General features: G+C 67.6%; 18 protein-coding genes and 1 pseudogene. 9 read left to right on the forward strand and 10 right to left on the reverse strand.

What is annotated here, in order from left to right; translation table 11 throughout:
• Nucleotides 1-95: 95 nt before the first annotated feature.
• Entirely contained in the window at nucleotides 96-779 is a 684-nt protein-coding gene (locus ON40_RS27220; RefSeq protein ID WP_051193608.1) for a hypothetical protein, read from the reverse strand.
• 78 nt (nucleotides 780-857) lie between these two features.
• Between ON40_RS27220 and ON40_RS27225 the strand changes: the two genes are divergently transcribed.
• Genes ON40_RS27225 through ON40_RS27235 form a run of 3 tightly spaced genes read left to right on the forward strand, consistent with a single transcriptional unit; the run spans nucleotide 858 to nucleotide 3,779 of the window.
• The gene (locus ON40_RS27225; protein ID WP_040827595.1) at nucleotides 858-1,418 is read left to right on the forward strand and encodes a hypothetical protein; all 561 of its coding nucleotides are present in this window, start codon (nucleotides 858-860) and stop codon (nucleotides 1,416-1,418) included.
• On the forward strand, nucleotides 1,415-2,749 hold the full coding sequence (locus ON40_RS27230) for a Dyp-type peroxidase (RefSeq protein ID WP_040827596.1): 1,335 nt from the start codon (nucleotides 1,415-1,417) through the stop codon (nucleotides 2,747-2,749). Before ON40_RS27225 ends, ON40_RS27230 begins: the two co-directional genes overlap by 4 nt.
• Before the next feature lie 16 nt (nucleotides 2,750-2,765).
• A complete protein-coding gene (locus ON40_RS27235) occupies nucleotides 2,766-3,779 on the forward strand; it encodes a hypothetical protein (RefSeq protein ID WP_040827597.1) in 1,014 nt (337 codons plus the stop codon).
• An 85-nt stretch (nucleotides 3,780-3,864) separates the two neighbouring features.
• On the opposite strand, the gene ON40_RS27240 is transcribed toward ON40_RS27235, so the two are convergent.
• The 4 genes from ON40_RS27240 to dapE are packed head-to-tail and all read right to left on the reverse strand — an operon-like array spanning nucleotide 3,865 to nucleotide 8,138.
• Nucleotides 3,865-5,634, reverse strand: a complete 1,770-nt coding sequence (locus tag ON40_RS27240; RefSeq protein WP_040827806.1) for a long-chain-acyl-CoA synthetase — start codon at nucleotides 5,632-5,634, stop codon at nucleotides 3,865-3,867.
• 24 nt (nucleotides 5,635-5,658) lie between these two features.
• Nucleotides 5,659-6,213: an LOG family protein gene (locus ON40_RS27245; protein ID WP_373281982.1), complete on the reverse strand. Its 555-nt coding sequence runs from the start codon at nucleotides 6,211-6,213 to the stop codon at nucleotides 5,659-5,661.
• Nucleotides 6,210-7,013 carry an LOG family protein gene (locus tag ON40_RS27250; protein WP_040827599.1) on the reverse strand — a complete coding sequence of 268 codons (804 nt, stop codon included), beginning with the start codon at nucleotides 7,011-7,013 and terminating at the stop codon, nucleotides 6,210-6,212. The genes ON40_RS27245 and ON40_RS27250 overlap by 4 nt, the downstream gene beginning before the upstream one ends.
• Before the next feature lie 30 nt (nucleotides 7,014-7,043).
• Entirely contained in the window at nucleotides 7,044-8,138 is a 1,095-nt protein-coding gene (gene dapE, locus ON40_RS27255; RefSeq protein WP_040827600.1) for a succinyl-diaminopimelate desuccinylase, read from the reverse strand.
• A 93-nt stretch (nucleotides 8,139-8,231) separates the two neighbouring features.
• Between dapE and dapD the strand changes: the two genes are divergently transcribed.
• Complete coding sequence (gene dapD, locus ON40_RS27260) at nucleotides 8,232-9,185, forward strand: 2,3,4,5-tetrahydropyridine-2,6-dicarboxylate N-succinyltransferase (protein WP_040827601.1); 954 nt, start codon at nucleotides 8,232-8,234, stop codon at nucleotides 9,183-9,185.
• A 71-nt stretch (nucleotides 9,186-9,256) separates the two neighbouring features.
• Here the strand turns inward: dapD and ON40_RS27265 are convergent, their stop codons facing one another.
• Nucleotides 9,257-10,684: an acyl-CoA synthetase gene (locus tag ON40_RS27265; RefSeq protein ID WP_040827602.1), complete on the reverse strand. Its 1,428-nt coding sequence runs from the start codon at nucleotides 10,682-10,684 to the stop codon at nucleotides 9,257-9,259.
• Nucleotides 10,685-10,755: 71 nt separating this feature from the next.
• Nucleotides 10,756-11,388 carry a TetR/AcrR family transcriptional regulator gene (locus tag ON40_RS27270; protein WP_040827603.1) on the reverse strand — a complete coding sequence of 211 codons (633 nt, stop codon included), beginning with the start codon at nucleotides 11,386-11,388 and terminating at the stop codon, nucleotides 10,756-10,758.
• A gap of 173 nt (nucleotides 11,389-11,561) precedes the next feature.
• Here ON40_RS27270 and ON40_RS27275 point away from each other — a divergent pair, with 173 nt between their 5' ends.
• The 3 genes from ON40_RS27275 to ON40_RS27285 all read left to right on the forward strand — a co-directional run bounded on the left by ON40_RS27275 (nucleotide 11,562) and on the right by ON40_RS27285 (nucleotide 14,216).
• Complete coding sequence (locus tag ON40_RS27275; protein ID WP_040827604.1) at nucleotides 11,562-12,428, forward strand: oxygenase MpaB family protein; 867 nt, start codon at nucleotides 11,562-11,564, stop codon at nucleotides 12,426-12,428.
• Nucleotides 12,429-12,553: 125 nt separating this feature from the next.
• On the forward strand, nucleotides 12,554-13,888 hold the full coding sequence (locus ON40_RS27280) for a S8 family serine peptidase (RefSeq protein WP_040827605.1): 1,335 nt from the start codon (nucleotides 12,554-12,556) through the stop codon (nucleotides 13,886-13,888).
• Nucleotides 13,889-13,973: 85 nt separating this feature from the next.
• Nucleotides 13,974-14,216: a hypothetical protein gene (locus tag ON40_RS27285; protein ID WP_040827808.1), complete on the forward strand. Its 243-nt coding sequence runs from the start codon at nucleotides 13,974-13,976 to the stop codon at nucleotides 14,214-14,216.
• Nucleotides 14,217-14,228: 12 nt separating this feature from the next.
• On the opposite strand, the gene dapC is transcribed toward ON40_RS27285, so the two are convergent.
• The 3 genes and pseudogenes from dapC to cofG form a co-directional block, all read right to left on the reverse strand.
• The gene (dapC, locus tag ON40_RS27290) at nucleotides 14,229-15,338 is read right to left on the reverse strand and encodes a succinyldiaminopimelate transaminase (protein ID WP_040827606.1); all 1,110 of its coding nucleotides are present in this window, start codon (nucleotides 15,336-15,338) and stop codon (nucleotides 14,229-14,231) included.
• 5 nt (nucleotides 15,339-15,343) lie between these two features.
• Complete coding sequence (gene fdxA / locus ON40_RS27295) at nucleotides 15,344-15,667, reverse strand: ferredoxin (RefSeq protein WP_040827607.1); 324 nt, start codon at nucleotides 15,665-15,667, stop codon at nucleotides 15,344-15,346.
• Between the two features lie 337 nt (nucleotides 15,668-16,004).
• Nucleotides 16,005-17,330, reverse strand: a pseudogene (gene cofG / locus ON40_RS27300) (7,8-didemethyl-8-hydroxy-5-deazariboflavin synthase CofG); the annotation flags it as partial.
• A gap of 144 nt (nucleotides 17,331-17,474) precedes the next feature.
• Between cofG and ON40_RS27305 the strand changes: the two are divergent.
• Together ON40_RS27305 and ON40_RS27310 are read left to right on the forward strand one after the other, a co-directional pair.
• Nucleotides 17,475-17,987: a PH domain-containing protein gene (locus ON40_RS27305; protein WP_083895967.1), complete on the forward strand. Its 513-nt coding sequence runs from the start codon at nucleotides 17,475-17,477 to the stop codon at nucleotides 17,985-17,987.
• On the forward strand, nucleotides 17,984-19,594 hold the full coding sequence (locus ON40_RS27310) for a PH domain-containing protein (protein WP_040827608.1): 1,611 nt from the start codon (nucleotides 17,984-17,986) through the stop codon (nucleotides 19,592-19,594). The genes ON40_RS27305 and ON40_RS27310 overlap by 4 nt, the downstream gene beginning before the upstream one ends.
• Nucleotides 19,595-19,628: the final 34 nt, after the last annotated feature.

Consider the following 19,628-nt stretch of genomic DNA (forward strand, 5'->3'; position numbering starts at 1 on the left):
CCCCGCTCTCCGAGCTGATCGGGTCCCCGGTTCCACATGCCCGTGCTCGGGAGCGAACCGTGGACAGTCGGCACGCCGACTCGGTCCTGCGGGTCCTACGGCGTGTGCGGTTCGAGTTCGTCGCTGTGGCCGGAGCGGACCAGGATCAGAATGCTGACGACGAACACCCATGCGGGGAACGCCAGCGTCGTCCATCGGCTCGTATCCCCGGCGATCAGCAGAGCCACGGCCAGCAGATACGTGAGGGCGGCCAGCCAACGCGGCATCAGTCCCGTCTTCAGCCAGATCGTCCCCAGTGAAGTCATGAACACCGCGGCCATGCGCAGCGCGTAGGTCTGGCTCGCCGAGATGACGATCGCCCTGCCGAAGGCGAGGACCTCCGCATGTGCGGCCGGGTCCGCGGCGCCGTTTCCAGTCGACAGCAATCCTGCGGCAACAACGGTGGCAACGAACATCATGGCCAGGAACAGCAGCCCGCTGCCGAGGAATATCGAGAGGAAGAATCGGTCCTCACTCCGCCCGAACCCGTCACGAACGACGCCGATGAACCACAGGAAACCGATGCCCGCGAACGGCATCAGCACCGTCGCCGTCGTGATCGTCCCGTGCTGACTCTGCAGCCAGCGAGCCAAATCCGCGGCGTTGCCGGGCATCCTGATACGAACCAGGATCAGCGTGGTGGCCAGAAGCACCGCGAAGACCACTCCGGCCACGGCGGCAGCGCGCGGAGTCGAGAGCCGATGCGGCGGCGAGGAGGTGATGTGCGGCGATGTGGGCATTACGGCATCCCGTCGACGAGGCAGAAGCATACTATGGCAAATGCACGGCTTACTTATGCGGTCGAGGAGGGCGTCGATATGTCCGATTCTGATACCGACTGGGCCGAACCAGCGGCGGTAGCCATTCCGAAGGAGGGCTACTTCGAGTTGCAGCGGGGCCGGTACGGTCCGCTCTACCCGCGGACGCCCGCATGTTACGGATTCTCGATCATCGCGAAGGTGAAACCCGGACGGGAAGAAGCGATTCGGGCGTACGGCAAGCAGATCGAAGAGGCGGTCGCGAACAGTCCGAATGTGCTTGCGCCGCTACGTCTGCACTACCTGCGCTGGGTGCTCTTCGATGTCGGATCCGGCCTGCATTTCCAATACCAGGGGATCTTCGACACCGATTTCGACAAGTACACCGAAGATGCCGTGACGCTGTTCAGCCAGACCGGCATCACGACCGTATTCACGAATCTCGAAGGGTTCCCGGAGGATTGGAAGGAGAACCCCGATTCGTTCGTCGAGTTCGTCCGGGCGCACCAGTGCCCGAGCTTTCTCGAATACGGCGAATACCCCTATGTCACCGCCGACGAGATCAAGAAGGCACTGCGGTTGAAGTCGGCGTTCTCCGACATGCTCGACCAGATGCAATGAGCCCCACCGCGGCACTGGAACTCGACGACATCCAGCACATCCTGCTGACCCGCACCCCGGCGATGACCGGTCGCTACGAGTTCCTGTCCTTCGACGATCCCGCCGGTGGCCGGGCCTGGTTGACGGGTCTGCTGGACCGGATCCAATCGGCCGCGGACGCACGCGCCACGATGGACAGCTCCGAGCGCTGGATCACCCTGGCCTTCACCTGGCAGGGCCTGCGCGCGCTCGGCGTGCCCCGGGCCGCGCTGGACAGCTTCCCCGACGAGTTCCGCGAAGGGATGGCCGCGCGCGCCGACATCCTCGGCGACACCGGTGCCAATCACCCCGACAACTGGCTGGGCGAACTGGCGGGCGAGGATCTGCACGCCATCGCAATCCTGTTCGCGCGCACCGACGCCGAACACCGGCGCGCCACCGACGCACATCGCGAACACGTCGCCCGCTGCCGCGGGGTACGGGTGTTGTCGTATCTGGATCTCAACGCCTCACCGCCGTTCGACTACGCCCACGACCACTTCGGGTTCCGGGACCGGTTGTCCCAGCCCGTCATCGAGGGGTCCGGCGAAGTCCCCACGCCGGGTTCGGGAGCGCCGCTGAATGCCGGTGAATTCATCCTCGGCTATCCCGACGAGGCGGGAGCGCCCCACGGGCTACCGCAGCCGGAAGTGTTGTCCCGCAACGGAAGTTATATGGCCTACCGGCGGCTGCGGGAGCATGTGGGCGCGTTCCGGGATTTCCTGCGCGAGAGCGCCGGCGACCCCGACGGGCAGGAACTGCTCGCCGCGAAGCTGATGGGGCGCTGGCGCAGCGGTGCGCCGCTGGCGCTGTCCCCGGATGCCGACGATCCGGAGTTGGGCGCGGATCCCATGCGCAACAACGATTTCGACTACGGGCAGATGGACCCGCACGGTTACGCGACGCCACTGGGCTCGCACGCACGACGCCTCAACCCGCGCGATACGGCCGTGAACATGAACCGGCGCAGAATGATTCGCCGCGGCGCCACCTACGGCCCCGCACTCCCGGCGGGTGCGCCCGACGACGGCGTCGACCGCGGCATCGCCGCATTCATCATCTGCGCCAGCCTGATCCGGCAATTCGAGTTCGCCCAGAACGTCTGGATCAACGACGAGACCTTCCACGAACTCGGCAACGAACACGATCCCATCTGTGGCGCGCAGGACGGCACCCTGGACTTCACCGTCCCCCGACGCCCCATCCGCACCGTGCACAAGGGCCTGCCCGCCTTCACCACCCTCGAAGGCGGGGCATATTTCTTCCTCCCCGGCATCAGGGCACTGCACTACCTGGCCACACTCGACGAGTGAAAGGCGGTTCGAGGCCGTGAACACTGCACCCTCGGCACGCACCTACAACCAGGACCACATCCCCCGCGCGCGGAACGGGCGGCGGCGGATCAGCATCTACTGGACCTGGAGTTATCCCTGGGAAGCCCAACGCGATCCCGCCGAGATCTACAACCGCTTCTCCACCATCACCGAGGTCCGGAACGTCGCATGGCCTGCCTACGAGACCCCCGAGTACGCTCCGGAGCACTTCCTGCAGGGCATCGCCGGCACGCTCGAGCTGTTCCATCGCTCCACGCTGGCATTCCAGCGCCTCGCCGGCGAGGCGACCGGTCACCAGGTCGCGGTGTTCCAACGGATCGACCAGGCCGGATACCGGCTGCCGATCGACGAGCGCATCCTCGCCGACACCGACACGCTGATGGTGTTCGGGCTCGACCATCTGCTGTCCCATCAGGAAGCCGCGCCCGAGGAGATCGAGGCCATCCGGGACTGGCTACGCCGCGAAGGCACCTGCCTGCTGCTCGCGCCGCATCACGACGTCGGCTTCACCGACGACTTCACCCAGCGGCAGACCGAATACCAGCATCACGGCGATCCGCTGGTACCCCGGCAACAGCGATTCGGCCGATACACCCGCTCACTGATGACCGCACTCGAAGTGCCGGTGCACAACACGTGGGGACTGCGGCCCGCGGTCGTCGACGGCACCACCCAGATCGCCCCGCTCACTCGTTTTCCCGACCTGGACGGCCCGCACCTGCTCGACCAGGTCACCACCTTCAATTTCCACCCCCACCTGCCGCACTACGAACTCACCTCTCGGGAGAGCGAATCCCTGCGCGTACTCGGCCGGCAACGCGTCGATCCGGCTCGGCCGCACCCTTTCACGGCGGCCGGCAACACCGAATTCAACGCACTGATCTGGATGCCGCCCGACGGCACGCGCGCCGGGGATATCGTGCTCATCGATTCCACCAACTTCACCACCCTCTTCGGCGGCACCGACAGTCTGCAGAACCTCTGGCACAACCTCGCCGTCATGAAATGAGGGTTCGGGGTGGGGTGGTTGTGCCAGGCGGTCGGAGATGCTTGTTCCTGCCTTGCCTCTTGGTCACTGGCCAAGTGCCGCGTGATCACGATCCGGGCTTGACACCCGCGGCGACCTCGTCCGGGAAGGTCTCGTAGAACGGGACATAGCCGTCCGCGCGGCCGGTGAGGACGTAGCGGGCGGTGGTTTCGTCGGCGCCGAAGCCCTGTTTGCGCAGGTCCACCTTGCGGCTCTTGAAGGTGCTGGTGGTCTCGAGTTCGTCGACCACCCGGATGAACAGGGGTACTGCGTAACCCGGCAGACGATCGTAGAGGTGGGCGGCCAGGGATGTGCCGTCGAACTGCGCGCCGGGGCGCAGGGTCACCGCGGCCATTCCGGCCTTGCCGTCGGCTCCGGGGACGTCGACGCCGTAGACCACCGCCTGGGTGATCCACTCCACGCCGTCGAAGGCGCCCTCGACCTCGGTGGTCGCGACGTTCTCCCCCTTCCAGCGGAAGGTATCGCCGAGACGGTCGACGAAGGCGATGTGATGCCAATGCTGGTCGCGCACGAGGTCACCGGTGTCGAACCAGCAGTCGCCGTCGCGAAATGCGTTGCGCACCAACTTCGCCTCGGTCGCGGCCTGGTCGGTGTAACCGTCGAAGGGCGAGCGTCCGGTCACCTTGGCCAGCAGCAGGCCGGTGCCGCCGGACCGCACGCGCCGGGCCCGGCCGTTCTCGAAGCGTCGCGCCTTGCCGGTGGCGTCGTCCACCTCGACGATCGCGTACGGCAGCGGCCCGAATCCGGCGGTGCGGTCCACGCCGAATGCGTTGATGAAGCCGATATTTCCCTCGCTGGCGGCATAGAACTCAACGATCCGGCCGATGCCGAAACGTCGCCGGAACTCGTCCCACAACTCCGGGCGCAACCCGTTGCCGACCGCCAGTCGCACCGAATGCGTTCGCTCCTGGGTCTTTTCGGGCTGATTGAGCAGATAGCGGCACAGCTCGCCGATGTAGATGAACGCCGTGGCGCGGTTCGCGATCACCTCGTCCCAGAAACCGGACGCGGAGAACTTGCGCCCCAGCGCGAAGGTCGCCCGCGATCCGAGCACCGCGCCCAGGGCGACGGTCAGCGCGTTGTTGTGATAGAGCGGCAGGCAGCAGTACAGGGTGTCCTTGCCGCGCAGGCGAATACCCAGACCGCCGAGTCCGGCCATCCCCTTGATCCACCGCAGATGCGTCATCACGCTGGCCTTGGGCAGGCCGGTGGTGCCGGAGGTGAAGATCAGGAAGGCTCGCTCGCTGGCCCGAACATCCTGGCACGCGGCCGGATTCGCGGTCGGCGCGGTGCTCGCGCGGTCGGCGAGTTCCTCGGCGAACAGCAGATTCGCGGGCGGCTCGGACAGCGAGTCCAGCGCCTCCCGGCACTCCGCACCGATCACGTTCACCACACTGCCGAGCAGTCCGACGCTGTGCGCCAGAACCCGGTCGCGCTGATGATGATTGAGCAGCCCGACCGTCGCACCCAGCTTCACCGTCGCCAGTACCACGAACAACGTCTCGGGCCGATTGGTCATCAGCACCCCGACCACATCACCGCGCGAGACACCGCACTCGGCCAGCACCGCCGCATAGCGGTTCACCTCGAGATTCGCTGCGCCGTAGGTGTATTCGCGTTCCTCGAAGCGCAGGAACGGCCGATCCGGCACGCGTTCGGCGGCGCGCTGGAAGTACGACCCGATCGAGGCCCGGTCGCCGGAACGCACCAGCATCCCGGTGGCGCCGCGCAGCATGCCGGGTGCGTCCGCGGCCATGGCGGGCAGTGTGCGCACCAGATCGAGCAGGGTGACGTTCGTCGAGACGTCCGCGGTCACGGTGTCCTCCAACGGGTTTCGGGTTCAGGTCGACAGGGGTGCCAGGGTGTCGAACGCCTGCGGAAGATCCGGCGTGACCCGGATCCGGTCGAGCGAGGCTCGGGTGACGAAACCGCTCTCGAGCAACTGCTCGATCCAGGCGAACAGACCCTGATAGTGCCCCAGCGGATCGAGCACCACCACCGGCTTGTCGTGCATGCCGAGATATCCGCCGGTCCAGGTCTCGAAGAACTCCTCCAGCGTGCCGATGCCGCCGGGCAGGGTGAGGAAGGCGTCGGCGCGATCCTCCATCACCTGTTTGCGCCCGCGCATGGTGTCGGTGACGATCAGCTCGTCGGCGTCGACATCGGCGACCTCGTGGTGCACGAGCTGTTTCGGAATGACGCCGATCGTGCGCGCACCACCGGCGCGCGCCGCGGTCGCGACCGCGCCCATCATCGATACGTTTCCGCCGCCGGAAACCAATTGCCAACCCCGCCGGGCGATCTCGGTGCCGACCTGGCCGGCCAGCCGCAGATGCGCCGCATCCCCGGCACTGGCCGAACAGTAGACGCACACCGCGAACGGCCGCTCACTCACCACAGATCCTCCGTCCCTATCGAATCCTCACCGCGGCTCTCGGCAGCGCGAACCACGATGTCGACAACTCTTTCCACGTCGTCGGTGACCTCCACCAGGCTCAGATCCCCGGGCGAGATCTTGCCCGACCCCAGCAGCGAATCGTGCAGCCAGTCGACCAGGCCCGACCAGTACCGGGTGCCGAACAGGATGATCGGGAAGCGGGTGATCTTGTGCGTCTGCACCAGAGTCAGCGCCTCGAACAACTCGTCCAGCGTGCCGAACCCGCCCGGCAGGCAGATGAACGCCTGTGAATACTTGACGAACATCGTCTTGCGGGCGAAGAAGTAGCGGAAGTTGATACCCAGATCCACCCACTCGTTCAGCCCCTGTTCCATCGGCAGTTCGATGCCCAGGCCGATCGAATAGCCGCCCGCCTCGTGCGCACCCCGGTTGGCCGCCTCCATCACGCCCGGACCGCCACCGGTGATCACCGCGAATCCGGCCCGCGAGAGCGCACCGCCGATCGCCTGCGCGGCCTGGTACTCCGGATGATCCACCGGCGTGCGCGCGGACCCGAAAACCGTGACGGCCCGGGGGATTTCGGCCAGGGCGCCGAACCCCTCCACGAATTCACTCTGAATCCGCAGCACCCGCCACGGATCGGTGTGCACCCAATCGGTCGGCCCGCGCCCGTCGAGCAGATGCTGATCGGTGGTACCGGTCCCCTGCTTACGATCCCCCCGCAACATGATCGGTCCCCGGTACTTCGGCGCCGAACGAGTCGATCGGGGCGCAACGGGCTCGGATTCGCTGGACATGAAACAAACGCTAGCAGTTCGGTTGCTGGGTCAGGCGTGCGTGAGATATCCGCGCAGGATGTCCGTGACCGTGGTGATCTGGGCGGTCGGGACGTGTTCGTCGACGGTGTGCGCGAGATCGGGATCGCCGGGGCCGAAGTTGACCGCCGGGATGCCGCGGGCGGCGAAGCGGGAGACGTCGGTCCAGCCGTATTTGGCGCGGACGCCACCGCCACCGTGCGAATGCACCTGCTCGACAAGGTTCTTCGCGGCGGGGGCGGTCAGGCCGGGTAGCGCGCCGGATGCGCCGTCGGTGCGTTCCAAGGTCAGATCCAGGCCCGAGAACACCTGGCGCACATGCTCGGTCGCCTGCTCGAGCGAACGGTCCGGGGCGAACCGGAAATTCACCTCGATCGCCGCCTCGTCCGGCACCACGTTGCCGGCCACACCGCCGCCGATCCGCACCGCGGACAGACCCTCGCGATAGACGCAGCCGTCGATGTCCACCTCGCGCGGGCGATATTCGCTCAGCCGCTGCAGGATCGGGGCGAGGGCGTGAATCGCGTTGTCGCCCTTCCAGGCTCGCGCGGTGTGCGCGCGGGTGCCGCGGACGGTGAGCCGGACCCGCAGTGTGCCCTGGCATCCCGCCTCGATCCAGCCGCCGGACGGCTCGCCCAGGATGGCCAGATCGCCGTCCAGCCATTCGGGCAGTTCGCGTTCGATGCGGCCGAGGCCGTTGAACTCCGCGGAGATCTCCTCGCAGTCGTAGAAGATCAGGGTCAGATCGCACACCGGATCGGCGACCGTGGCGGCCAGGTGCAGGAATACCGCGTCACCGGATTTCATGTCGACGGTGCCGCACCCGTAGAGCGTCTCCTGACCGTCGAGGGTCTCGAACCGGCTCGGGACGTTGCCCGCGATCGGCACGGTGTCCAGATGCCCGGCCAGGATGACGCGGGTGTCCCGGCCCCGATCGGTGCGGGCCAGCACGGTGTTGCCGCAGCGCAGCACCTCGAAACCGCTGGTCTGCTCGCGCAACGCCCACGTCACCGTGTCGACGATCGCCGCCTCGTCCTTGGAGACGCTCGGGATGTCCACGAGGGCGGCGGTGAGGGTGATGGGGTCGGCGCGCAGATCGATGGTCACCCGTACCAGCCTAATTGTTCGCGAACTCGCGCTCCCGGCCCGCGGCGCACCCACCGGCCCCGCACCACCCGGCCTGCCCATACACTCGGGACCGTGAGCATTCAGGGAGCATCCGCAGTCGGCCTGGCGACCGTCACCGTGAACGGGACGGTGCTGGACACCTGGTACCCGTACCCCGAACTGGGTGAGTTCGGTACCGGTGGCACCGAGAAGCTGGACCCTGCCGATCCCGAATACGCGCGGTTCGCCGATCTCGTCGGCGTCGACGAGGCCCGCCGGGTCGAGGTGGTCGCGGTGCGCACCACCATCGCCGACCTGTCCGCCGCCCCGGCCGACGCCCACGACGTCTACCTGCGGCTGCACCTGCTCTCGCATCGTCTGGTGCGCCCGCACGGGCTGAGCCTGGAGGGCCAGTTCGGCCTGCTGGCCAACGTCGTGTGGACCAACCACGGTCCGTGCGCGGTGGAGGAGTTCGAGCTGGTGCGCGCCCGGTTGCGCGCCCGCGGCCCGGTCACCGTGTACAGCCTGGACAAGTTCCCCCGGATGGTCGACTACGTGTTGCCCTCGGGCGTGCGGATCGGCGATGCGGACCGGGTGCGCCTGGGTGCGCATCTGGCCGAGGGCAGCACGGTCATGCACGAGGGTTTCGTGAACTTCAACGCCGGGACGCTGGGCGCGTCCATGGTGGAGGGTCGCATCTCCGCCGGTGTGGTGGTCGGCGACGGCTCGGACGTCGGCGGCGGTGCCTCGATCATGGGCACGCTGTCCGGCGGCGGCAAGCAGGTCATCTCGATCGGCGAGCGCTGCCTGCTCGGCGCGAACGCCGGTCTGGGCATCTCCCTCGGTGACGACTGCATCGTCGAGGCGGGGCTCTACCTCACCGCGGGCACCAAGGTCGCACTGCCCGACGGCGGCACCGTCAAGGCCGCCGACCTCACCGGCCGCTCGAACCTGCTGTTCCGGCGCAATTCGCTGACCGGCGCGGTGGAGGTCGTCGCCCGCAAGGGCACCGGTATCGAACTCAACGCAGCACTGCACGCGAACTGAGGTCGTTCGGGGAAATGCCTTGGATGCCAAGGCATTTCCTCATCGTCTCGACGACCAGCAGGGCTCGAGGCTCAACCGAGCAGCTTCTTCTGCACCTTGCCCATGGCGTTGCGCGGCAGCGATTCCACCAGACGCACCTCGCGGGGCCGCTTGTGCACCGAAAGCTGTTGCGCCACATGGTCGATCAGCGCACGCTCGAGTTCTCCGGGGGCGCCCTCGCGAGGCACCACGAAGGCGACGATGCGCTGGCCCAGATCGTCGTCCGCGACGCCCACCACGGCGGCCTCGGCAACCGCGGCATGTCCGAGCAGGGCGGTCTCGATCTCGCCCGCGCCGATGCGGAAGCCGCCGGATTTGATCAGGTCCACCGATTCGCGCCCGACGATGCGGTGGAAGCCGTCCGCGTCGATCGCCGCGACGTCGCCGGTGCGGAACCAGCCGTCCTCGGTCCAGCATTCGGCCGTGGCCTCGGGCCGGTTCAGATAGCCGCCGAACAGCATCGGCCCGCGCACCTGTAGTCCGCCGATACTCTCGCCGTCGTGCGGGACCGGTTCGCCGGATTCGTCGCGCAGCCTGGTCTGCACACCCTCGACCGGGGTGCCGACCCAGCCGGGACGCCGTTCGGAGTCCACGCGGGTGGACAGGGTGATCATGGTCTCGCTCATCCCGTAGCGCTCCACGGGAGCCTGACCGGTGAGCTCGCGCAGCCGCTCGAACACCGGTACCGGCAGCGGCGCGCTACCGGATATCAGCAATCGCGCCTTCGCCAGTTCCCGTGCGGCGGAAGGATCTTCGACAACCCGCGACCACACCGTCGGCACCCCGAAGTACATCGTGCCCTTCGCCGCGGCATAGGCGGCGGGGGTCGGCTTGCCGGTGTGCACCAGCGGACTGCCCACCCGCAGCGGACCCAGCACGCCCAGGATGAGGCCGTGCACGTGGAACAGGGGAAGTCCGTGCACCAGAACGTCGTTCGAGGTCCACGCCCACGCCTGCGCGAGCGCGTCCAGTCCGGCGGCGATCGCACCCCGGCTCAGCACCACGCCTTTGGGCGCACCGGTGGTGCCGGAGGTGTAGAGGATGAAAGCCGTTGTGCCCGGCCCGGGTTCGGGATAGGTGTGCCAGGAACGCGCGTGCGTGCGCACCGGGATCACCGGAAGTTCGGCACCCTCGGGCGCCTCACCGAGCCATGCCTGCGCCCCGGAATCGGTCAGGATGTGCGCGATCTCGGCCGGTCCGGAATCCGGCGGCACCGGTACCACCGTGACCCCGGCGATCAGACTGCCCAGGATGGCCAGCACCGTCGTGGCGCTCGGCCGCGCCAGTACCGCGACCCGCTCGGCCTGCGCGACCCGTTCGGCCACCGAGGTCGCCGCACCGATCAGATCGCTGCGCGAGAGCGTATGCCCGTCGATCGTGACAGCATCGGGAATATCCGCACCCGCGGCGACGGCGGCCGGATTCAACGACTTCAGCAGCGGTAACGACCCATACGACACCGGTTCAACCTATCAAGCCGCCGCCCCGCCCTTTCGCCCTTCCGCCGGTACGGCGAGGAAAACGATGCGACTCAGGGGATCCGGAAGCCGGGCACCACGTGATCGCGGGCGAAGCGGCGGACGGCGGCGTCGTCGTCCAGCGGGATGACCGTCTGCGGAGTCAACGCCATGGACAGCGCGGTGCGCGCGATCATCTCCGCCAGGGGCAGCGGATCGTACTGCGCCAGTTTGCCTTCCCGCTGCAGCCGTTCGATGAATTCGGCCAGGTAGTCGCGGCCGAGTTCGATGACCGGCGCCCCGCGCACGGTCAGATAGGGCAGCACCATCTCCGGTTCGGTGGTCAGCAGCCGATCCAGGAGCCGATTGCTGCGCAGTCCGTCCAGGAAGGCCACGAACAGCTCGACGATCTGCTCCTCGGCATCGGCCTCGGAGTCGATCTGCCGCTGCACGACCGTATCCACCTGGACGATGAACTCGCGCGCCTGCCGCAGGCCGACCGCCTGGATCAGATCGGATTTCCCGGCGAACCGCCGATACAGGGTGGCCAGCGAGAGTCCGCCGCGCCGCGCGACCTCCACCATGCTGGTGCGCTTGATCCCGAAATCGAGGAAGGCCAGCAGCGCGGCGTCGAGTACCGTCGTCTGGTTGCGATCCTCGGGAGCCGCGTCACGCACGAGCGGCAGCAGTTTGGCCAGCTTGGTCACGACCGTATCCTCTCTCTGCGCCAAGAGACGATGACAAGAAAGTCATCGCTCACATGCAACTCTACGACCGTAGCGTTTGACAGGTCCAGATCTCGGTGAGAAGGTGAGAAGGAAAGTTTCTCACACTTCTTCCGCCGGGTGGCGCGAAGAGAGATCGAGGAGTCGAGTCAACGATGACCGCCGCTGCCCGGCAAAGGGCCGAGCCCGAGCCGACCCCGCCGGTGACACTTACCCCGGAAACGGTCCGTGAACACATCGATGGCATCGCCGCGTTCATCGGCGGAGCCGCCAACGTCGTCATGCAGCTGAGCCACCCGCCGGTCGGCTACGGCGTCGTGGAGAGCACCGTGGACAGCGGCAAGGCGTCGCTGCACCCGGTCAAGCGGCTGCGCACCACGCTGACCTACCTCGCGGTCGCCTGGATGGGCACCGAGGAGGATTGCGCAGCGTACCGCGAGGCCGTCAACGGCTCGCACCGCGCCGTGCACTCCGAGCCGGGCGCCGCGGTCAAGTACAACGCCTTCGACCCGAATCTGCAGCTGTGGGTGGCCGCCTGCCTGTACTGGGGCGTGGACGACCTGTACACCCGCATGCGCGGCCCGATGGAACCCGCACTGGCCGACGAGTTCTACCGCTACAGCGCGCGGCTGGGCACCACCCTGCAGATGCGTCCGGAGATGTGGCCCGCCGATCGTGTTGCCTTCCAACAGTATTGGGAGGAGAACATCGCCAAGCGCATCATCGACGACACGGTGCGGGACTACTTCAACGAGATGATCGACCTGAAGTGGCTCTCCCCCGTTCCCCGGCTGCTGTTCGCCCGCGTACACCGCTTCGGCGTGACAGCCCTGCTGCCGCAACACCTTCGCGATCAGATGGGCATGAGCTGGACCGCCAGGGACGAACGTCGCTTCACCCTGCTGCTGCGTTCGATCTCGGTGGTGTGGACCCGGATGCCCACGGTCATCCGCGCCGCGCCGCTCAACACCTGCCTGTCCTACATGCGACTACAGCGCCGATTCGGCCGTCCCCTGGTCTGAACTGCCGAGCAGTCGCCCGGATACTGTGCCGCACGTTCCTCGTGCGGCACAGGCATTTCCGTACCGGACGGACCAATCTCCGCATCCACCGAGCGAACTTCCGGCCCAGGCGGCAGGATGGTGCCATGCGCGTTGTGATCCAGCTTCACCCCGCCACCGAACTTCTTGCCGCCGTTGCCGATCCCGGCACACAGGTCGCGGCGACCGATGTGGTCGGGGATCTGCCCGGTTTCGCCCTCGAGAACACCTACGATCCGATCCACATCCCCGGATTCACGCCGGGCGCCGCCGGCGGTGCGGAAACCTTCTCCGCCCATCCGGCCGACGGTTCGGTCGTGGTGCGCGGGGAGATTCCCGACGACGACCAGAGCGTCCTGTCGGCCCTGCACGGTTCGTCCACCGTCGCAGGGGTTTTCGCCGATCCCGTCATCGAGTCCGTGCTCACCTGCGGCGGCGATCCGGCCGTGGGCACCTGGCACGATGTCGAAACCCTGCTGCACTCCGGCGATCTCACCGCCGCCGGGCTGACCGGCAACGGCGTCGCTCTGGCCATCGTGGACACCGGAATCAACGCAGACCGGGTCAACCAGGCGCGCGGCGGGACGTTCACCATCGACACCAAGCGCAGCTGGAATCCCCAGGGCGTCACCGGAACCGCGGGCCAGTTCCCGGTGGACCACGGCAGCATGTGCGCCTTCGACGCGCTGATCGCCGCGCCGCAGGCCGCGTACCTCGACATTCCGGTCATGAAGAGCACCCGCCAGGGCGGCTCCACCATGGACGGGCTGCTCTCCGACGCCGTGGCCGCCTACGCCCATCTGCGCACCGTGCTGTCCGATCAGCCCGAAGCCACTCGCGCACTGGTGATCAGCAACAGCTGGGGCTCGTTCTCCCCGCAGTGGGACTTCCCGGTCGGCCAGCCCGGGAACTACTCCGACAACCCCAACCATCCGTTCAACGTGATCGTCCGATCGCTCGACGCCGCGGGCGCGGACATTCTGTTCGCCGCCGGAAACTGCGGTAAGGACTGCCCGGACCAGCGGTGCGGTTTCGCCGACCACCCGATCGGCGGGGCCAACTCCAGCCCGAACGTGCTGAGCATCGGCGGCGTCGACACCAAGGGACAGCGCGTCGGCTACTCCTCGCAGGGCCCCGGCCGCCTCAGCGACCGCAAACCCGACTTCTGCGCCTACACCCACTTCCTGGGCTCCACGGTCTTCGGCGCGAACGATCCCGACACCGGCACCTCCGCCGCCTGCCCGGTCGCCGCAGGTCTGGTCGCGGCCATCCGCACCACCCATTCGGCCACCGCCCTGCCCCCGGCCCAGCTGCGAGCCCTGTTGCAGCGCACCGCAACCCACCACGACAAGTCCGGTTTCGACTACGACTACGGTTACGGCACGCTCGATGCGTCGGCGATCCTGACCGAACTCCAGAAGACGAACGCCGCGCGCGCCTGATTCGGAAAGAAATCGTTCGGAGCAGGGCCCGAGTTCGATGAACTCGGGCCCTTCTTCCCGGGCGGAAATCCAGTACCGTGGACTCATGCCGCTACTGACCGTCCGGCTGCCCGAGGGCGCGACCCTCGACGACGCTCTGCGGGAATTGCACCTGAGCCAGGCCGACGCCGACCTCGGCTACGGACTGATCTGCCTGGATCCCGACGAGGGGCTGTACACGTTGCGCGTCACCGACGGGGCCGCGCAGCGGATGAGCGAATCCGATACCGAGGCGACGGTCTACGCGGATCCGCGCATCGAACCCGCGGGCCCGGATTCCCCTGCGTGACAGGGGATCCGATCACTCCGCAGTAAGCCGTTCGGCCGCCGCGGCGATCCGCTCGTCGGTCGCGGTCAGTGCGATGCGGACATGGTCCACACCGGTGGGGCCGTAGAAATCGCCCGGGGCGGCCAGGATGCCGCGTTCGGCCAGCCAGTCCAGCGTGACGCGTCCGTTCTCCTCGCGCGTGGACCACAGGTACAGGCCCGCCGCCGAATGATCGATCCGGAAACCCGCCTCCTGCAACGCCTTTCGCAGGATCTCCCGACGTGCGCGATACCGTTCGCGCTGCTGCGCCTCGTGCGTGTCATCGCTGAGCGCGGCGGTCATGGCCGACTGCACCGGGAACGGCATGATCATTCCGGCGTGTTTGCGCACCTCGAGCAGTTCGCGCACCAGCGCCGGATCGCCGGTGACGAATCCGGCGCGATATCCGGCCAGATTCGAGGTCTTGGACAGCGAATGAATCGCCAGCAGACCGGTGTGGTCGCCGTCGCAGACGCGCGGATCCAGAATCGAGACCGCGGACTCGTCCCAGGCCAGGCCCAGATAGCACTCGTCGGAAGCCACGATCGCACCGCGTTGGCGGGCGAAGTCCACCACCTTGCGCAGATGGTCCACGCCCAGAACCTTGCCGGTCGGATTGGACGGCGAGTTCAGGTAGATCAACGCCGGGGATTCGGGGCCGAGCCGGGTCACGCCGTCGGCGCGCAGCACCCGCGTGCCCGCCAGCAGCGCACCCACCTCATAGGTCGGATACGCCACCTCGGGAATGACCACCAGATCGGACGCGCCCAGCCCCAGCAATCGCGGCAGCCCGGCGATCAGTTCCTTCGTGCCGATCGCGGGCAGCACCGCGTCGGCCGCCACACCCGTGATGCCGAACCGCCGGACCAGCGCCTGCACCGCCGCGGCACGCAGTTCGGGCGTGCCGTGGGTGGCCGGATATCCGGGCACCTCCGCGACCGCGGCCAGCGCCGAACGGATCAGGGGATCGACCGGATCGACCGGCGTACCCACCGACAGATCGACGATGCCGCCGGGATGCTCCGCCGCTCGCGCTTTCGCGGAAGCGATGGTGTCCCAAGGGAAATCAGGTAGCAGACTGCTGACGGAGCGACGCTGCGACAACGTCGTTACTCGCTCGCCATCGGCGGTAGCGCCGCGATGAACGGCGGGTCGAAGTCCACCTTGCCGACCTTCGTCGCACCGCCCGGGGAGCCCAGGTCGTCGAAGAAGTCGACATTGGCGTTCACGTACCCGCTCCACTGATCCGGGGTGTCGTCCTCGTAGAAGATCGCTTCCACCGGGCACACCGGCTCACATGCACCACAGTCCACGCACTCGTCGGGATGGATGTACAGCATGCGACCACCCTCGTAGATGCAATCCACGGGGCATTCCTCGATGCACGCCTTGTCCTTCACGTCAACGCACGGTTCAGCGATGATGTACGGCACTGCCGCTCTCCTAGTCTGTCCTTGCCTGCGGGATACTCCGCCCGCGCAACAGTATCCCGGCATTACACATTACTACTGGTCAGCCTTGCCTAACTTCGGCCACCTACCGCACGCGGCGCCAGAGGACATCGTAGCCACCGCGCGAGGCTCATTCGACCGCTACCGGCGCCGCGCGGATCGTGTCCTGCGACTCGCCGAGGATGGTGTCCGAACACACATCGGACGGCCGATTCCGGCGGCGATCTCCGCCGGTTCGGCGGCGGTTTCCGGCCTTGTGTCAGAGCCGGGAGCCGGTCGCGAACGCTCCGGCCGCCGCGTGCTGTTCTCGCGACGATCCTCCCACGGAATCCCGGGACCCGTCCGCTCCCTGCCACGGGCTGCCCTGCGGATTCACCGACAACGCCAGGCCGGTCTCCGGATCGGCAAGGGCCGCAACATGTCCCGCCACGCGCGGATCGATCCACGGCTCTCCGGCCAGCACGTATCGCGGATGGGCGGTGAGCCGCTCGGTGAGCACATAGCCGCACTGCGCGGTGAGTTCGGCGAGAGTGTCCAGATTCGGCCAGGGCCGTTCGGGATTGACGTGGTCGGGCGTCAGCGGGGAGACCCCGCCCCAATCATCGATACCGGCGTCGACCAGCGCGCGGCACTCTTCCAGCGAGACCAGATTCGGCGGCGCCTGGATGCGCATCTGTGGCCCGAGCACCAGCCTGGTCACGGCGATGGCGGCACGGAACTCCTCGAGACCGGCGTCGGGGGTGTTGCGCATGGCGGTGCCCTGTTTGGCCAGGAAGTTCTGCACGATCACCTCCTGCACATGCCCGAACGTCCGCTGCAACCGGCCGATCGCCAGGATCGATTCGGCGCGCTCGGTGAGCGTCTCGCCGATGCCGACCAGGATGCCCGTGGTGAACGGCACCGACAACCGGCCCGCATCGGTCAGCGCTTGCAGCCGGACCGCCGGATCCTTGTCCGGACTGCCGTAGTGGGCCTGACCGCGTTCGGTGAACAGCCGCTCGGAGGTGGTCTCCAGCATCATGCCCATCGAGGGCGCGACGGGCTTGAGCCGCGAGAGCTCCGCCGAGCTCATCACGCCCGGATTCAGGTGCGGGAGCAGGCCGGTCTGCTCGAGCACCAGGATCGCCATCGCGCGCACGTAGTCCAGCGTGGAGGCATAACCGCGTTCGTCGAGCCACGCCCGCGCCTCGGGCCAGCGCTCCTCGGGACGATCGCCGAGCGTGAAAAGCGCTTCCTTACAACCCATTTCGGCACCGTTACGGGCGATCTCGAGCACCTCGTCCGGCTCCAGATACATCCCCTTGCCCGCGGCGCGCAGCTTGCCCGGCACGGTGACGAACGTGCAGTAGTGGCACACGTCCCGGCACAGGTTGGTCAACGGGATGAAGACCTTGCGCGAATAGGTGATCGGCAGACCCGACTCGCGGTCGCCGTACGTCGCACGGAGTCCCGCATCGCGCACCCGGGCCGCCGACGCGCACAGATCCGCCAGATCCGCGCCGCGGGCATGTAACAACACCACGGCCTCGTCGAGGTCGAGCGTCGCCCCGTCCCGCGCGCGCTGCAACGCCCGGCCCATCGCCGATGACGTGGGTGCAGCAGCGGGGACGCCTGGTTCAGGTAGATCCGTCACGCCCTCGATCATGCGCCAACCATCCGACCGTTCTCCCTTCGGTGCCTGTGGGTACCACAACCCGAGGCCCGCGCACCCTATTCCGACTGGACGCCACAGTAGTCACGCCGCCGCCCGATTTGATGCACTATGGGCGGTGTGGCATACGGAGGGGCGATGGGCCAGGAGAGAATTCCAGTCGAGCGAACCGTTCTCGCGGAACCGGCATGGCGGCCGAGCCCGCGCGCGAAAACCCTCTGGGCGATACCGGCGGCGATCGGATGGGTGATCGTCGTTATCGCCGAGGTGGTGTGGATCCTCTCGGACTCCACCAACCGTGCCTGGCAGTCGACGGCCTTGGTGATCACGCTGCTCGTGGCCGCGGCGCATGTGGCCGGGGTGCCGCTGTGGCGGTACGCGGTGCACCGCTGGGAGGTCACCGAGGAGGCGGTGTACACCCGCACCGGCTGGTTCACCCAGGAGAGCCGCGTCGCGCCGATCAGTCGTGTACAGACCGTCGACACGCACCGCGGGCCGCTCGAACGACTGCTCGGACTCGCGACGGTCACCGTCACCACAGCCTCCTCCGCGGGCGCGGTGCGGATTCCGGCACTGGATCTGGCGACCGCTGAACAGACCGTCGAGCGGCTGACCGAGGTGGCCGCGGCCCACCGCGGGGATGCGACATGACCGAGCCGGGGATCACCGCGGGCGCACCCGACGACGCGCCGACCGGGATGTCCGCCGAGCCGCCCTGGCGTCGTCTGGACGGCCGGATGCTGCTGCTGCATCCGGTGCGCGAGGTGGTGCGCTTCATCCCGGTGCTGATCGTGACCGTGATCGCGGGCAGCCGCAGCGACAATCCGATGTGGAGTCTGGCGGCGCTGGCGGTGATCGTCGGACTCGCGCTCACCCGCTGGTTCACCACCACCTACCGGATCGGCCCGGACACCGTGCAGTTGCGACGCGGACTGCTGCAACGCAAGACGTTGACGGTGCCGCGCTCGCGAATCCGCTCGGTGGACGTGCACGCGGATCTGATGCACCGGCTGCTCGGGCTGGTGGTCCTGGCCATCGGCACCGGACAGCAGGCGGACAAACAGGAGCGCTTCCATCTGGACGGCGTGGATGCCCGGCAGGTTCCCGAACTTCGCGCTTTGCTACTGCACGATGTGGAATCACCTGCAGGGCAAGATGTTCCGCAGATCTCTCAGCCGGAATCGCAGCCGCACAAGGGAATCGAGATCGGCCACTGGCAACCGGCCTGGGTCCGATATGCGCCGCTGTCCCTGCGCGGGCTCGCGGTCATCGCACCGATCGTCGGCCTGGCCTTCAAATTCGGTATCGCCAACGTCCTGTTCAATGCCGACACCGTCAAGGAGATCGGCGCCCGAGGCGCGGTATTCCTCACGGTGGCGGTCGTGATCGTGCTGGCGGCACTGATCGTGGTGGTGACGCTGGGCGACTGCCTGCGGTATCTGACCACGTATTTCGGCCTGCGCGTCATCGACGACGGCCGCACACTGCACATCAGCCACGGCCTGTTCACCACCCGCCAGACCACCCTGGATCTGGCCCGCCTGCGTGGCGCGACCCTCAAAGAGCCACTGCTGCTGCGTCTCGCGGGCGGCGCGGAACTCGACGCCATCATGACCGGCACCAGCTCCCGGCAGAAAATCCTCCCCCAGGCCCCGCGCACCGCCGTGGACCACACCCTCGCCCAACTGCTCACCAGCCGCCGGCAACATCGGCAACCGATCACCGTCGATGGCGGGATATCCGGTACCGCAACGGGATACCACGTTTCGAACGATGCGGCCGCACCTGTGCACGTCGCGCTGATCCCGCACGGCAAGCGCGCCAGACGCCGCCGATTCACCCGGGCGTTGACGCCACTGCTACTGATCGTCGTGATGATGGCCGTGATCGACGTTGCGGGACCGGGGATTCCGCTGTGGGCGTGGATCGTGCTGGCCGTCGTCGCGGTGATCGCGCTGGCGTTGGCGCAGGATCGCTACCGGGGGCTCGGACATGCGGTCATCCCCGGCGACGCCGCCGGGCCGACCTGGCTGATCACCCGCAACGGATCCCTGGACCGCGACCGCGACTGTCTCGAGGCGCCCGGCATCATCGGCTGGACCGTCCGGCAGACCTTCTTCCAGCGCCGCGCCGGCCTGGCCACCCTCGTCGCCGCGACAGCCGCGGGCAAGAAGCGATACCGGGTCGTGGACGTTCCGCTGGAACAGGCGTGGTCGCTGATCGAAGCGGTGACTCCCGGGCGACTCGGCCAGCGCTGAGTTCGTCTCCACCCGCCCGGCACCCCCGTTGCTG

This window comes from Nocardia jiangxiensis NBRC 101359 (genome assembly GCF_000308615.1).
GTDB classification, from domain to species: Bacteria; Actinomycetota; Actinomycetes; order Mycobacteriales; family Mycobacteriaceae; genus Nocardia; species Nocardia jiangxiensis.